At 64.7% G+C, this 14,551-nt stretch carries 11 protein-coding genes; all 11 read left to right on the plus strand.

Annotated elements, in window-relative coordinates:
• Nucleotides 1–18 precede the first annotated feature (18 nt).
• The 11 genes from ilvC to J2S97_RS03000 all read left to right on the plus strand — a co-directional run bounded on the left by ilvC (nucleotide 19) and on the right by J2S97_RS03000 (nucleotide 14,446).
• Nucleotides 19–1,044 carry a ketol-acid reductoisomerase gene (ilvC, locus tag J2S97_RS02950; RefSeq protein ID WP_307046394.1) on the plus strand — a complete coding sequence of 342 codons (1,026 nt, stop codon included), beginning with the start codon at nucleotides 19–21 and terminating at the stop codon, nucleotides 1,042–1,044.
• A gap of 126 nt (nucleotides 1,045–1,170) precedes the next feature.
• The gene (gene serA, locus J2S97_RS02955) at nucleotides 1,171–2,760 is read left to right on the plus strand and encodes a phosphoglycerate dehydrogenase (protein WP_307046395.1); all 1,590 of its coding nucleotides are present in this window, start codon (nucleotides 1,171–1,173) and stop codon (nucleotides 2,758–2,760) included.
• A gap of 207 nt (nucleotides 2,761–2,967) precedes the next feature.
• Complete coding sequence (locus J2S97_RS02960) at nucleotides 2,968–5,763, plus strand: ABC transporter permease (RefSeq protein WP_307046396.1); 2,796 nt, start codon at nucleotides 2,968–2,970, stop codon at nucleotides 5,761–5,763.
• Entirely contained in the window at nucleotides 5,760–6,515 is a 756-nt protein-coding gene (locus tag J2S97_RS02965; protein ID WP_104175371.1) for an ABC transporter ATP-binding protein, read from the plus strand. The genes J2S97_RS02960 and J2S97_RS02965 overlap by 4 nt, the downstream gene beginning before the upstream one ends.
• 66 nt (nucleotides 6,516–6,581) lie before the next feature.
• A complete protein-coding gene (gene metG, locus J2S97_RS02970; protein ID WP_307046398.1) occupies nucleotides 6,582–8,141 on the plus strand; it encodes a methionine--tRNA ligase in 1,560 nt (519 codons plus the stop codon).
• A 417-nt stretch (nucleotides 8,142–8,558) separates the two neighbouring features.
• Nucleotides 8,559–9,320, plus strand: coding sequence for a hypothetical protein (locus J2S97_RS02975; protein ID WP_307046400.1), 762 nt, complete (start codon nucleotides 8,559–8,561; stop codon nucleotides 9,318–9,320).
• 88 nt (nucleotides 9,321–9,408) lie between these two features.
• On the plus strand, nucleotides 9,409–10,191 hold the full coding sequence (locus J2S97_RS02980; RefSeq protein ID WP_307046402.1) for a class F sortase: 783 nt from the start codon (nucleotides 9,409–9,411) through the stop codon (nucleotides 10,189–10,191).
• A 117-nt stretch (nucleotides 10,192–10,308) separates the two neighbouring features.
• Nucleotides 10,309–11,361: a 3-isopropylmalate dehydrogenase gene (locus J2S97_RS02985; protein WP_307046404.1), complete on the plus strand. Its 1,053-nt coding sequence runs from the start codon at nucleotides 10,309–10,311 to the stop codon at nucleotides 11,359–11,361.
• Nucleotides 11,362–11,462: 101 nt separating this feature from the next.
• Nucleotides 11,463–12,575 (plus strand): branched-chain amino acid aminotransferase, encoded by a 1,113-nt coding sequence (locus tag J2S97_RS02990; protein WP_307046406.1) that lies wholly within the window; start codon nucleotides 11,463–11,465, stop codon nucleotides 12,573–12,575.
• A gap of 204 nt (nucleotides 12,576–12,779) precedes the next feature.
• Nucleotides 12,780–13,562, plus strand: a complete 783-nt coding sequence (locus J2S97_RS02995; protein ID WP_307046407.1) for an MBL fold metallo-hydrolase — start codon at nucleotides 12,780–12,782, stop codon at nucleotides 13,560–13,562.
• 107 nt (nucleotides 13,563–13,669) lie between these two features.
• Nucleotides 13,670–14,446, plus strand: a complete 777-nt coding sequence (locus tag J2S97_RS03000; RefSeq protein ID WP_307046408.1) for a fumarylacetoacetate hydrolase family protein — start codon at nucleotides 13,670–13,672, stop codon at nucleotides 14,444–14,446.
• The last annotated feature ends 105 nt before the right edge of the window (nucleotides 14,447–14,551 follow it).

Genomic DNA, 14,551 nt, shown 5'->3' on the forward strand with positions numbered 1-14,551 from the left:
TCAAAAGGAGTTACGCAAGTGACTGAAATGTTCTACGACGACGACGCAGACCTGTCGATCATCCAGGGCCGCAAGGTTGCCATTGTGGGCTACGGCTCCCAGGGCCACGCCCACGCGCTGAACCTGCGCGATTCTGGCGTCGAGGTTGTCATCGCCCTCAAGGAAGGCTCGCCCTCCACCGCGAAGGCACAGGACGCAGGCTTCACGGTCAAGAACGTTGCCGACGCCGCCGAATGGGCCGACGTCATCATGATCCTTGCGCCGGACCAGCACCAGCGCTCGATCTTCAACGAGTCCATCAAGGACAAGCTGACCCCCGGCAAGGCCCTGGCGTTCGCCCACGGCTTCAACATCCGCTTCGGCTACATCGAGGCACCGGAAGGCGTTGACGTCATCCTGGTCGCCCCGAAGGCCCCCGGCCACACCGTGCGCCGCGAGTTCGAAGCCGGCCGCGGCATCCCCGACATCATCGCCGTCGAGCAGGACGCCACCGGTTCCGCCTGGGAGCTGGCCAAGTCCTACGCCAAGGCCATCGGCGGCACCCGCGCCGGCGTCATCAAGACCACCTTCACCGAAGAGACCGAAACCGACCTCTTCGGCGAGCAGGCTGTCCTGTGCGGCGGTGTCTCCCAGCTGGTCCAGTACGGCTTCGAGACCCTGACCGAGGCCGGCTACCAGCCGCAGATTGCCTACTTCGAGGTGCTGCACGAGCTCAAGCTCATCGTTGACCTGATGTGGGAAGGCGGCATCGCCAAGCAGCGCTGGAGCGTTTCCGACACTGCAGAGTACGGCGACTACGTCTCCGGCCCGCGCGTCATCACCCCCGAGGTGAAGGAAAACATGAAGGCTGTCCTCGCCGACATCCAGAACGGCGCGTTCGCCAAGCGCTTCATTGAAGACCAGGACAACGGCGGCGCCGAGTTCAAGGCGCTGCGTGCCAAGGCAGAGCAGCACCCCATCGAGAGCGTCGGCCGCGAACTGCGCGGTTTGTTCTCCTGGCAGCAGCAGGACGAGGACTACGTAGAGGGCTCGGCAGCCCGCTAAGCCCGGCATTCAGCCGCCAGGCAGAAGACAACAGTGAGGCCGGGTTCACACTTAACAATGTGAGCCCGGCCTTTCCGTCAGCCTAGACTTGATTTATCCCCCGGACTGCAACGCAGAGGATCAGCCGTGTCAAAACCCGTAGTACTGCTCGCCGAAGAACTTTCCCCCGCCACAGTCGAGGCCCTCGGCCCGGACTTTGAAATCCGCCAGACCGACGGCGCCGACCGTTCCCAGCTGCTCGCAGCCATCGCGGATGTTGACGCCATCCTGGTCCGCTCTGCCACCCAGGTGGATGCCGAGGCCATCGCCGCTGCCAAGAATCTCAAGGTCATCGCCCGCGCCGGCGTCGGCCTGGACAACGTCGACATCAAGGCCGCCACGCAGGCCGGTGTCATGGTAGTCAACGCACCGACGTCGAACATCGTCTCGGCCGCAGAACTCACGGTGGGCCACATCCTGAGCCTCGCCCGCCACATCCCGCAGGCCAGCGCCGCGCTGAAGGACGGCGAGTGGAAGCGCTCCAAGTACACGGGCATCGAACTTTACGAGAAGAAGATCGGCATCATCGGCCTTGGCCGGATCGGCGCCCTCGTGGCAGCCCGCCTGAAGGGCTTCGACACCAAGATCCTGGCGTACGACCCCTACATCACCTCCGCACGCGCAGCCCAGCTCGGCGTGCAGCTGGTGACCCTGGATGAACTGCTGGCACAGTCGGACTTCATCACCATCCACATGCCCAAGACACCGGAAACGGTGGGCATGCTCGGCGCCGAGGCGTTTAAGAAGATGAAGCGGACCGCCTACGTCATCAACGTCGCCCGCGGTGGCCTGGTGGACGAGGAAGCACTCCACGCTGCCCTGAAGGACGGCGAGATCGCCGGAGCCGGCGTTGACGTCTTCGTCAAGGAACCCAGCACGGACCTGCCGTTCTTCGAGATGGACAACGTTGTGGTGACCCCGCACCTGGGCGCATCCACCGATGAAGCCCAGGAAAAGGCCGGCGTCTCCGTGGCCAAGTCCGTCCGACTGGCACTGGCCGGGGAACTGGTGCCCGATGCAGTGAACGTTGCCGGCGGCGTTATCGCTCCGGACGTCCGCCCGGGCATTCCGCTGATCGAGAAGCTGGGCCGCATCTTCACGGCACTGACCCACGCATCCCTGACCCAGTTCGACGTCGAAGTTGCCGGCGAGATTTCCTCCCTGGACGTCAAGGTGCTGGAACTGGCCGCGCTCAAGGGCATTTTCGCCGACGTCGTGACCGAACAGGTCTCCTACGTCAACGCCCCGGTCATTGCCGAGCAGCGCGGCATCAACGTCCGCCTGATCACGACGCCGGACACCGAGTCGTACCGCAACGTCCTGACCCTGCGCGGCGCCCTGAGCGACGGCAGCCAGATCTCCGTGGCCGGAACCCTGACCGGTCCCAAGCAGATCCAGAAGCTTGTGGGCGTCAACGGCTACGAGGTGGAGATCCCCATCAGCGAGCACCTGGTGGTGGTGGCCTACGCCGACCGCCCCGGCGTGATCGGCACCATCGGGCACATCCTGGGCATGAACAACATCAACATCGCCGGCATGCAGGTTGCGCGCCAGGCAGAGGGCGGCCAGGTCCTGGCACTCCTGACCATCGACAGCTCGGTGCCGCAGCAGGTCCTTGACGCAATCAAGGCCGGTATCGGTGCCGAAATGGTGCGCGAAGTCGATCTCGAAGACTGACCTCCCGCCTATTCGGTGAACATCCTGTGACAGAGGTTAACTTCTGCCACATATGATTGGCCGGTCTGCGTACAATGGCTGGGTCCGATTTTCGGATCCGGCCGGCAGACCGGCCATTATTTTTTGCACGCCCGGCAGGGGACGCCTTCACACTTATCAGGTGTGACTGAGGTGTGCACACACGCAATCCAGCTTTCAGGGAGCCCAATGAACGCCGTCCAGAGGTTCATCAGAAGCCGAGTGCTTTTGCTGACCGCGGCCATTTTGATCGTCGCAATGTGCCTGTCCGTCCTCGTCCAGGGCCAGTCGCAAGCGGCGCTCAACCGAACAGTCGACGAGAATTCCCGCGGCCTCTATGACATCCTGGTCCAGGCCAAGGCCGGATCCGGCGGAGCGCTGATGCAGCCGGAAATCGCCAACGGCCAGGGCGGCATCAGCTTCGACCAGCTGGATGGCATCAGGAAGCTCTCAGGCACGTCCGTGGCGGCTCCGATCAGCCTCGTGTCACGGGTATCGCAGAACCTGGAATCCCCGCGTCTTGACGCCATGGACTACCTGGGATTCAACGCCGGACTCGTGGGCACGGCCACCGCCGGCCAGCCCGGGGGAACCGATCCCAGCAAGTGGCCGGCAGCCGAATCCGTCCTCACCGACGAGGCGAAGAAATACCGGATGACCGCCAGCGCCGTCAGCTCGGACGGCCAGTCGGAGCAGACCCTGTTCAAGTCCATGGCCGAAGGCTCGCTCGGCAAGGCAAGGCTCATCGAAGAGCAGACCGCGGGCGGCAAGAGCATCCGCATCGCGGGCGCCGAAGGCGAGACCGGCATCAAGTTCCCGGCTCCCGCCGGCGGTTCCGAACACAACCTCTTCAACCTTTCTGTGTCGCTTCCGCTGGCGCCGCAGGTGACGGAGTCCGTCGTCGCCGTCGACCCCGTGTCCGAGCGTGCCCTGCTGGGCACGGCCGGTGACTTCCTGGCACCGCTTGAAAAGGCGCCGCCGGCAGACGCCCGCAACGCCGGAGCGATCGGCCGGCACTTCGAGAGCCTGTTCACTACCGGAATCAGCATGGAGGAACTGGAGGAGGGCCCCGACTTCCTCGGCGTCAAGCTCAAGTACTGGGCTCCGCTGATGACCCAGTACCAGCAGGCCAAACGGAACGGCCAGCTCACCGCCGATTCCCAGGCCATCCCGCTGATCGTCCGCTCCGGCACCTCCCTGGATCTCAAGTACTCGGTCAAGATCGAGGAAATCGACGATTCCGGAAACGTGGTCAAGGACGTGGGAACCGTGACCCGCTCCCTGGACAAGGACTACCTCCCGTTCGTCTCCAAGTCGCCGTTTGCACTCTCGTGGCCAGGGTCGCAGGACTACTCCCAACTCCTGGGCAACACCGGCAACTTCAGCCAGGGCCTCTACAACCCTGCGACGTGGACCACGGACTTCGCCTCGGCCCCCAAATACACCGATGGCTCCACCGCTGGAAACGGTGCCGTTGACAAGACCGCCACACCGGGGGAGTGGGTGACCGTCAACCGGCTCCCGGAGAAGGCTGCCGGCGGCGCGCCGGTCGACCAGACCCAGCGTGAACCGGTGGACGAGCGCTCCTACCGCGAAAGCCTGGAGACGGGCAGCAAGCTCGCCGCTCCGCTCGCCATGGTCTACGGCACGTTCGACGCCGACAAGGTCCAGGAAGCCGCCGGGGATATCAACCGGCTGCCCCTGGGCGGCTACGACCCTTCACCGCTTACCCTGACCGAGGACGCGCAGGGGAACAAAGTCGAGGGCACTGAACTCAAGCCCTCACTGAGCGCCACCGGGCTGGTCAGCCAGTCCGCCGGCGCCATCACCGACTACTACGGCCTCGCCGCAGCCCGGGGTTACGAAGAGAACTCTTCCGTCATCGACGCCGTCCGTGTCCGTGCCAAGGCGCCAGGGAGCTGGAAGCAGTCGCAACCCGAGGTTGAGCAGCTCGCCGACGAAATCCGCGACATGGGCCTGGAAGCCACGGTTGTTGCGGGCTCCGCGCGTGAAGACGCCAACATCTTTGTGCCGGGCTACTCCAAGGATGACGCCGGCAAGGAATCCGCGCTTGGCACCGTTACGCAGTCCTGGGTCCGCCAGGATGCGGCTGATGCCGTGTCCGGCTCCCTGACCGGAACGAACGTGACGCTGCTGTTCCTGACGCTCATCGGGGCGGCCCTGCTTACAGGGGCGTCCACGGTCAGCTACATCCGCCAGCGGCGCCTGGAAGCCGGCACGCTGCGGGCCATGGGCTGGACCCAGACGAGGGTCCGCAGCTGGGTGCTCGCCGAATTCGGCGTCGGAGCCAGCCTCCTGGCGATTGCCGGCACCATCCTGAGCCTGGTGAGCTGGAACATCGCGACGGTCATTGTTTCCGCCTCCGTCCTGGTGCTTTACGCGGCCGCCGCCTACTTTGCGGCCAGGCAGCTGCGGCACCGCGACGAAGTGGACCAGGAACCGCAGCACGATGAGCGGCTGATCGCGGTTGATTCCCCGCTCACGTTCGCCAACCGGCAGCTGAGCACCAACAAGTTCAACACCATCTCACTCGCTGTGGCAGTCGGTGTCTTCGGGGCCGCTGTGGGCGGGCTGATCGCCCTGCTGATCGATATTCCGCGCGCCGCCGGCGCGAGCGCCCTGAGCGGACTCGCCGCGGCCAGCGTGGCGCTGCCCAGCATCGTCCTGGCCCTCTCCGGAGTGGCCGTGGGCCTCGTCCTGACCCTCGTCACCGGACGCTTTGAGCTGCAGGCCAAGCGCCAGTACCTCGGTACCCTCGAAGCGATGGGCTGGAACCCTGACATGCTGGGCCAGGTCAGGCTGTTCGAAAACGCCCTCGTGGGCACGGTGGCCCTGCCGCTCGGCGTGGTTGGCGCCCTCGGCATCGGCCTGCTGCTCGCACCCTATGCCGCGCTTTGGGCCGCACTGGCCGGACTCGTGGCTGTACTTTGCTGGATTCCAATTGCAACGAAAGTGGTCCAATGAACAACGACGTGAATCTCGACCGGATTCCCCAGGATGACGCCGGGGACGGCTCGCTCCAGACCCGCGCCAACACCATCCTGAAGGCCGCAGACCACGGGACCCCGCTGGAACTGAGCAACATCACGATCCGCTACGGAGGCCAGAAAGGCGGAGCCGACGCCGTCAACGTCGTCGAGGGCTTCGACCTGACCCTTCACGCCGGCGAGATGCACTGCGTCGCCGGCCGAAGCGGCTCCGGCAAGACCAGCATCCTGACCGTCGGCGCGGGACTCACGCTGCCGACGTCGGGCCGTGTCTTCTGGGAAGGCCAGTCCCTCGAGAGCATGGGCGACGACGAAATCGCCGACCGTCGCCGCGCACTGATCGGCTATGTCGACCAGGGCGGCGCCCTGATTGACGGTATGAGCGCCCTCGAGAACGTACTGCTGCCGGCCGTACCGGACGGCGAGGTGGACCAGCGCCGCGACATGGCCAAGGACCTCCTGGACCTGGTGGGCCTGGGGCGGCGCATGCGGCACCGTCCCGCCCAGCTCTCCGGCGGTGAGCGTCAGCGCGTGGCGATTGCCCGCGCACTGATCCTGGGAACCCGGGTCCTGGTGGTGGACGAACCCACCGCGAGCCTGGACCGCACGTCGGCCAACCGCATCATCAGCATCCTCAAGGACACCACGTCCGACGGCATTGCTGTCCTGGTGGCGTCACATGACCACGAACTTGTCCGGCTCAGCGATACCCTGACCGAACTGATCTAGATTTAGGGGTAGCGTTTCCCGTCTGCCGGCCCAGCCACCGCTTCCGAAAAAAGGTAACTTCCCAGAGTGTCGTCTTCAGCCCAAACCCCGTTCTACATCACCACTGCCATCACGTATCCCAACGGTGTGCCGCACATCGGCCACGCGTACGAGTACATTGCCACCGACGCCATGGCCCGTTTCAAGCGCCTGGACGGGTTTGACGTCTTCTTCCTGACCGGCACCGATGAGCACGGCATGAAGATTGCGCAGACTGCTGAAAAGGAAGGCATCACGCCTAAGGAACTGGTGGACCGGAACGCCGGGATCTACAAGGCTGCCCATGCCGACCTGGGAATCTCCTTCGACCGGTTCATCCGGACCACGGACGAAGACCACTACGCCGCATCGCAGGCCATCTGGAAGAAGATGGAAGCCAACGGGGACATTTACCTGTCGAAGTACGAGGGCTGGTACTCGGTCCGCGACGAAGCGTATTACGTCGAGGACGAGACCGTGCTCAAGGAGGACGGCCTCCGCTACTCCCGCGAGACGGATACCGAACTGACGTGGACGGCCGAGGAAAGCTATTTCTTCCGGCTCTCCGCCTACCAGGACAAACTGCTGGCGCTGTACGAGGCGCATCCGGAATTCGGCGCCCCGCAGTCCCGCTTCAACGAGGTCATCAGCTTCGTCAAGCGCGGGCTGGAGGACCTCTCCATCAGCCGCACGACGTTCGACTGGGGTGTGCCGGTTCCCGGCAACGACAAGCACGTGATGTACGTGTGGGTGGATGCGCTGACGAATTACCTCACCGGCGTGGGCTACCCGGACGTCGACTCCGAGTCCTTCAAGAAGTACTGGCCGGCTGATGTCCATGTGATCGGCAAGGACATCTCCCGGTTCCACGCCATCTACTGGCCCGCATTCCTGATGAGCGCAGGACTGGAGCTGCCCAAGCGGATCATGATCCACGGCTTCCTGCACAACAACGGCGTCAAGATGTCCAAATCCCTGGGCAACGTGGTGGCGCCGTCGGACTTCGTGGCGCAGTACGGCCTGGATCAGGTGCGTTTCTTCTTCCTGCGCGAAGTTCCCTTCGGCGCCGACGGCAGCTACAACCACGAAGCGATTGTGGGCCGGATGAACTCGGACCTCGCCAACAACTTCGGAAACCTGGCACAGCGTTCACTGTCCATGGTCGCCAAGAACTGCGAGGGCCGTGTGCCGGTCCCCGGCGATTTCACGGCGGAGGACACCGCCCTGCTGGCCCAGGCCAACGGACTGCTGGATGCCGCCCGGGCCGCGTTCGAGAAGCAGGAATTCAGCCGTGCCCTGGAAACGATCTGGGGTGTCCTGGGCGACACCAACGCGTACTTCGCCGAGCAGGCCCCCTGGGTCCTGCGGAAGACCGACGTCGAGCGCATGAACACCGTGCTGTACGTGACGCTTGAGGTGCTTCGGATCGTGGCCATCCTGGTTCAGCCGGTGATGCCGACGGCGTCTTCCGCGCTGCTGGGGACACTCGGCCAGCCCGACGGCGATGCCCGCCTGTTCGGGGCGATCCCCGCGCCGCTGGTTCCCGGCACGGAGCTGCCCGCTCCCGCGCCGATCTTCCCGAAGTACGAGGAACCAGCCGAAGCGTAGTCCCGCCGGACGCTCCCGCAGATCTTGCGGAAAAACTGCTCAACGCTCCCTCACCCGTGGCAACAGGTGGGGGAGCGTTCTTTTACCCACGGGACAGCGGTTCCCACAGGCAATTTCGTCAGCTCGCAGGTACTGCATCCAAGTAGTTTCCTCTATGCATGCGAGTGAATATATTCAGGAAGCAGGTAATTGGTGCCCGCGGCCGGTTGGGTAATCGCGTACCTGTTACTCGGGTTTAACCCGGGCCGCAAACCTAGCCTGAAAAGGCAAGCGAACTGATGACGAATTCTGGGGAGTAACCGTCACCATTCATTTCGCCCTTGAGGTTTCACACAGGTTTTGCAGTTCCTGGTCTCAAGACGGTTACTCCGCGCATTCTGGTCGGTTCGAATCGGATTTGCTATGGAGGGACCGAAAATGAAACGCACTATCGCCACTCTGGGGGTGGTGGGGCTGGGGCTGATGGGTGCCACGGTTGCAGCGAACGCCGCCCCCAATGACAAGATCACCATTTGCCACGCCACAGGCTCGGCATCCAACCCCTACCTCTTGGAAACCATCAGCCTCAATGCGTTGGCAGCACACGTCAGTGATACCGGCGACATTGTGCCGGTGAACGTGGGAAATGACATTCCCCACGGGCAGAACCTCACGCCAGCCAACCTCATCCTGCTGGCTAACAACTGCGTGGCGCCCACCGTTCCGGTTGACCCGGTTGATCCGGTGGACCCGGTGGATCCGGTTGACCCGGTTGACCCGGTTGATCCGGTGGACCCGGTGGATCCGGTTGACCCGGTTGACCCGGTTGATCCGGTGGATCCGGTTGATCCGGTTGACCCGGTGGAAACGGTTGACCAGCCGGTAGTCGTACCGCCGGCCGCTGTCCCGGTTGTTCCGCCGGCTGCTGCGCCGCCTGCGGCAGCGCCGCCTGCGGCAGCACCGCCTGCGGCTGCGCCGCTGGCAGCCACTACGGTCACGCCGGTAACGGCAGCTCCGCAGGCAGCCGCTGCGACGGGGGTCCCGGCGGCGAGCAATGAGGGCTACAACGTCCAGACTGCCGTTGGGAGCCCAGTCACTGGAGTCCCGACCTGGTTGGCCGCCTTGACCGGGCTCTTTACAGCCGTAGGTGCCTGGGTGCTCGTGAAGAGCGGTCTGCGCTCCAGCGGCGCGAACGGCTAGGGAACTCAACTAAGGGGCGGGTGCTGTGAAGTTACGGCACCCGCCCTCCCGTTCAGCATTTCAGTTTCAGCGTCACCAGGAGCCCTTCATGGTTAGTCACCGCCGGAACCGGCAGAAGCGCGCCGCCCGGATGCGGGGCCTGCTGCTTAGCTATCGGGACATCCTGGTCCTCGCCGTGTGCGCCGCGGGGCTTCTCGGAGCCTGGCTGGTTTACGGCGTGGCGGGGACCGGTGACCACGGTGCGCCGGCGGCCGGGGAGCCAACAGCGATAGTACTGTCCGGGCAGCTTCCCGACCCGCTGGATCGGCCAGAGGCGCCCGCGACGGGAACCCCGGCACCGGTAGCGGCGCGGGTGCCGGTCGGGCAGCCCGCGCCACTGGCCAACGGCGGCACGGCCGCGGCACAGCCGGCCGACTCGTACCCGGCCGCGTCCGCGCCGCAAAGGATCACGTACCCGGCGGCCGGAATGGACGTGGTGGTACATCCCCTGGCTCCCGATTCCCTCGACGCCGAAAGCCACAGCATCGTCCCGCCGGAGACGATGGACGGCTATTGGCTGGCGCCCTTCGGAACGCCCGGGACCGGTTCCGCAAACACGACATACGTCATCGGCCACAGCTGGGAAGGGCTGGATGCCCCCTTCAACCACTTGAGTTCAGCCGCGGCGGCCGGCGATGAACTGACGGTCACCACAGCTACCGGCTCCATGAAGTACAGGGTGGATTCCGTCACCACGTACACCAAGGCCACGTTGAAGGACAGCCCCATCTGGACGGTCGCCCCCAACCGCCTCGTCCTGATCAGTTGCTACACCGAGGATCCGTGGGGGAAGAATGTGGCTGTGGTGGCCTCACCTGCTGCCGGGCAATAGAGGGCCGGTGTACTGACAGGCGCCTGCGTCCTCAGGCCACAGTTCGGGGCAGCACGTACGTGTTCGGATACTGAGACAACTTGACCATCATGTGGATGGCTTGGCTACCCTGAAAACATGAGCGCATCCACAATTAATCTTGCTGTCATTCCCGGCGACGGCATCGGCCCTGAGGTCATCGCCGAAGCCTTGAAGGTACTGGAGAAGGTTGTGGCCGCTGAAGGCGTCACCCTGGACCAGACGCACTACAAGCTGGGAGCCCAGCACTGGCTGGAGACGGGCGAGACCCTCCCGGACGAGGTGCTCAGCGACCTTCGCACGCGCGACGCCATCCTGTTCGGCGCAGTGGGCGCGGCCCCCGGCGACACCCGGATCCCGTCGGGCATCATCGAGCGGGAGATGCTTCTCAAGCTGCGCTTCAGCCTGGACCACTTCGTCAACCTGAGGCCGTCACGCCTCTTCGGCAGTGTGGGCAGCCCGCTGGCCAACCCCGGAGAGATTGACTTCATTGTGGTGCGTGAAGGCACCGAGGGACCCTACGTCGGCAACGGCGGGACGCTGCGCGCAGGTACCAAGCATGAGGTTGCCACCGAGGTTTCCCTGAACACCGCCCACGGCGTGGAGCGGGTGGTCCGCGATGCGTTCCGCCGGGCAAGCGAACGTCCGCGCAAGCACGTTACGCTCGTCCACAAGCACAACGTGCTGGTCTACGCGGGCCACCTGTGGAAGCGCACCGTTGAAGCCGTGGCGCAGGAATTCCCGGACGTGACCCACGACTACCTGCACATCGACGCAGCGACGATTTTCATGGTGACCGACCCTTCGCGCTTCGACGTGATTGTCACCGACAACCTTTTTGGCGACATCATCACGGACCTCGCCGCGGCCGTCACCGGAGGCATTGGCCTGGCTGCCTCGGGCAACATCAACATGGAGCGCACCGCTCCGTCCATGTTCGAGCCCGTGCACGGCTCTGCTCCCGACATCGCCGGCCAGCAGAAGGCAGATCCCACCGCTGCCATCCTGTCGGCTGCGCTGCTCCTGGACCACCTCGGTTACACCGACGCCGCGAAAAAGATCGAAGCGGCGGTCATCGCAGACGTCGAAGGCCGCGACGGCAGTGAGCGCAGCACAAGCGCCGTCGGCGACGCAATCGTGGCCGCCCTGTAGGGACCCGCATCAGGCGTAAGCTTGTTTCGAATCACCAAAATGCTGCCGTGGTCCGACGATGAACCACGTCCACACACCAGGCAGCCGACCGTGGAGGAACCATGACTCAGACTGCCCATGGCGTCGAATTCACCCAGCAGCCCTCGGCAACCCCGAAGTCTGCTGAAGAGCGTGCTGCCATCATGGCGAACCCAGGTTTCGGCAACTATTTCACCGACCACACTGCGGTCGTCGACTACAGCGTCGACGAGAACGGCAAGGGCGGCTGGCATAACGCGCGCATCGAGGCATACGGTCCCATCTCGCTTGACCCTTCGGCGGCAGTGCTGCACTACGGCCAGGAGATCTTTGAGGGGCTCAAGGCGTACCGCCATGCCGACGGCTCGGTGTGGACGTTCCGGCCCGAGGCCAACGCGGCGCGACTGAACAAGTCCGCCCGAAGGCTCGCGCTGCCGGAGCTGCCGGAGGAATACTTCCTCGGCGCTATCCGCGAACTGGTGCAGGCCGACCGGGAATGGGTTCCGGCGGGTGACGGCGAGGCACTGTACCTCCGCCCGTTCATGATCGCCACGGAGGCGTTCCTCGGCGTCCGCGCAGCCAGGGAGGTCTCGTTCCGCGTGATCGCATCACCGGCGGGAAACTACTTCGGCGGCGAGCTGAAGCCCGTTTCGATCTGGATCTCGCGTGAGTACGCCCGTGCGGGCCGCGGCGGAACCGGTGCCGCCAAGTGCGGCGGCAACTACGCGGCGTCCCTCATCGCGCAGCAGGAAGCCGAGGCCCACGGCTGCAAGCAGGTCCTCTTCCTGGACCAGTTCAATGACAATGCCGTTGAGGAACTCGGCGGCATGAACGTGTTCTTTGTCATGAAGGACGGTTCGCTGGTGACCCCCGCCCTCACCGGAACCATCCTTGAAGGCGTCACCCGGATGTCCGTCATGCAGGTGGCCAAGGACATGGGACGCACCGTCACCGAGCGCAAGATCACCCTGGACGAATGGCGCGACGGCGTCGCGTCGGGTGAGATCACCGAGGTCTTCGCCTGCGGGACTGCAGCCGTGATCACGCCCATCGGAATCCTCAAGGACGCCACGGAGTTCATTGGCTCCGAGGACGCGAAGGCAGGGGAAACCACTATGGCCATCCGCGAGCAGCTCCTCGGCATCCAGACGGGCACCGTCGAAGACACACACGGCTGGCTGACGCGCCTCGCCTAGGTGCTTTCTGACTGACGCACGACGCCGGGTGGCTCGCAAGCGCTTGCGGGCCACCCGGCGTCGTACTTTCCTGAGTTTTGACTGCGGCGTTTTGACCCTGTCGGGTGACTGCGTCGGGTGCTTTGCTCCCTATTAATACGCGGGCGCCACCAGCGGCCGCTCCCGCGACGGGTCCTGCCGGACCGGAGATGCGAAGATGGACACGTGAATCCCGCATCCTCCGCTTCGATTCGTCCCGCCAGCGACCTGGCGCGCTTCCGGCTGGCACCGAATCCCGGGCCCATGAGCCTGGACGGGACAAATTCATACCTGCTGGGCAGCCCGGACTCCGGGAGCACCGTGGTGGTGGATCCCGGACCCTTGGACGAACAGCATCTGGGTGAGCTGGCCGGGGCAGGGCGTGTGGAGCTCATCCTGATCACGCACCGACACGTCGACCACACGGCAGCGGCCGCACGCTTCCACGAACTGACGGGGGCGCCGGTCCGCGCTGCGGATGCCCGGCACTGCCACGGAGGCCAACCGCTGACCGACGGTGAGATCATCCTCGCGGCGGGGGTTGAGCTGCGTGTCATTGCGGCTCCCGGCCACACCTCGGACTCGCTGTGTTTCCACCTTCCGGGCGACGGCAGGCACGGATCAGTGCTGACCGGCGACACCATCCTGGGACGCGGCACCACGGTTCTGGATTTCCCCGATGGCAAACTGGGAGACTACCTGGCAACCCTGGACAGGCTCGAAGGCTTTGGACCGGCCACAGTCCTGCCCGGGCACGGACCGGTGCTCCCTGCCCTTGATACGGTGGTCCGCGCGTATCGGGACCACCGCCACGAACGGCTCGCGCAGATCCGTGCAGCCCTGGCGGAGCTCGGGTCCGGTGCAGGAGTTCGTGAAGTCACGGACGCCGTCTATTCGGAAGTCGATCCTGCCGTCCGTACGGCAGCGGAGAACTCAGTGGCTGCGCAGCTGGAGTTCCTCCGGGGCTGATCACGTGGCGGCGGTGCCTGGGGTCCAGCGGAGCCGGCGCTACCGGGCCGGCCGGACCGGGCAGGCCGGCGGCGGGACGACTGACCGGAGACGGTACGCTAGGAACCATGCGTATCGCCCGTTTTGTAGCTGATTCCGATCCCCTCTACGGCGTTGTTGAAGGCGCGCCCGGCAGTGAGGAAGTCACTGTCATCAAGGGTGACCCATTCTTCAATGGCGTTGAACGCAGCACCGTCAAGTACAAGCTTGAGGATGTGCGGCTGCTGGCCCCCATCATCCCGCGCAGCAAAGTTGTGGGCGTCGGACGAAATTTCGTTGAGCACGCCAAGGAACTCGGCAATGACGTGCCGCAGCAGCCCCTTTTGTTCCTGAAGCCGAACACTTCGGTCGTGGGTCCTAACGATCCCATTGTGCTGCCGGAATTCTCGGACGAGGTGTCCTTTGAGGCCGAGCTGTGCGTGGTGATCGGAAGGATCTGCAAGGACGTTCCAGAGGACCGCGTCGACGACGTCATCTTTGGTTACACCTGCGGCAACGACCTGACCGCCCGTGATGTCCAGAAGACGGACCTGCAGTGGGCGCGTGCCAAAGGCTTTGACACTTCGGCGCCGCTCGGTCCGTGGATCGAGACCGAACTGGACACCGAGGACCTCCGTATCCAGGGCTGGCTCAACGGTGAACTCCGCCAGGACGGCAGCACCAGCCAGATGATCCGGGGCGTCCGCGAACTCGTCTCGGTTGTCTCGCAGGCCTTTACGCTGCTTCCCGGCGATGTGATCATGACCGGCACGCCTGCGGGCGTGGGCCTGGTCGCAGCCGGTGACCGCTTTGAGGTGGAGATCGAAGGCATCGGACGCCTCTCCAACCCGATCGTCCGGCGCTAGCCACAGAACAGAGGTAGCCACAAACCGGCGCGAGCCAAAAAACAGAGCCGAATTGCGGACAGCCGTCCCGGGAATCCCCGGGGCGGCTGTCCGGTTCTACAACGG

The sequence above is a fragment of the Arthrobacter oryzae genome, from assembly GCF_030812315.1.
GTDB classification, from domain to species: domain Bacteria; phylum Actinomycetota; class Actinomycetes; order Actinomycetales; family Micrococcaceae; genus Arthrobacter; species Arthrobacter oryzae_B.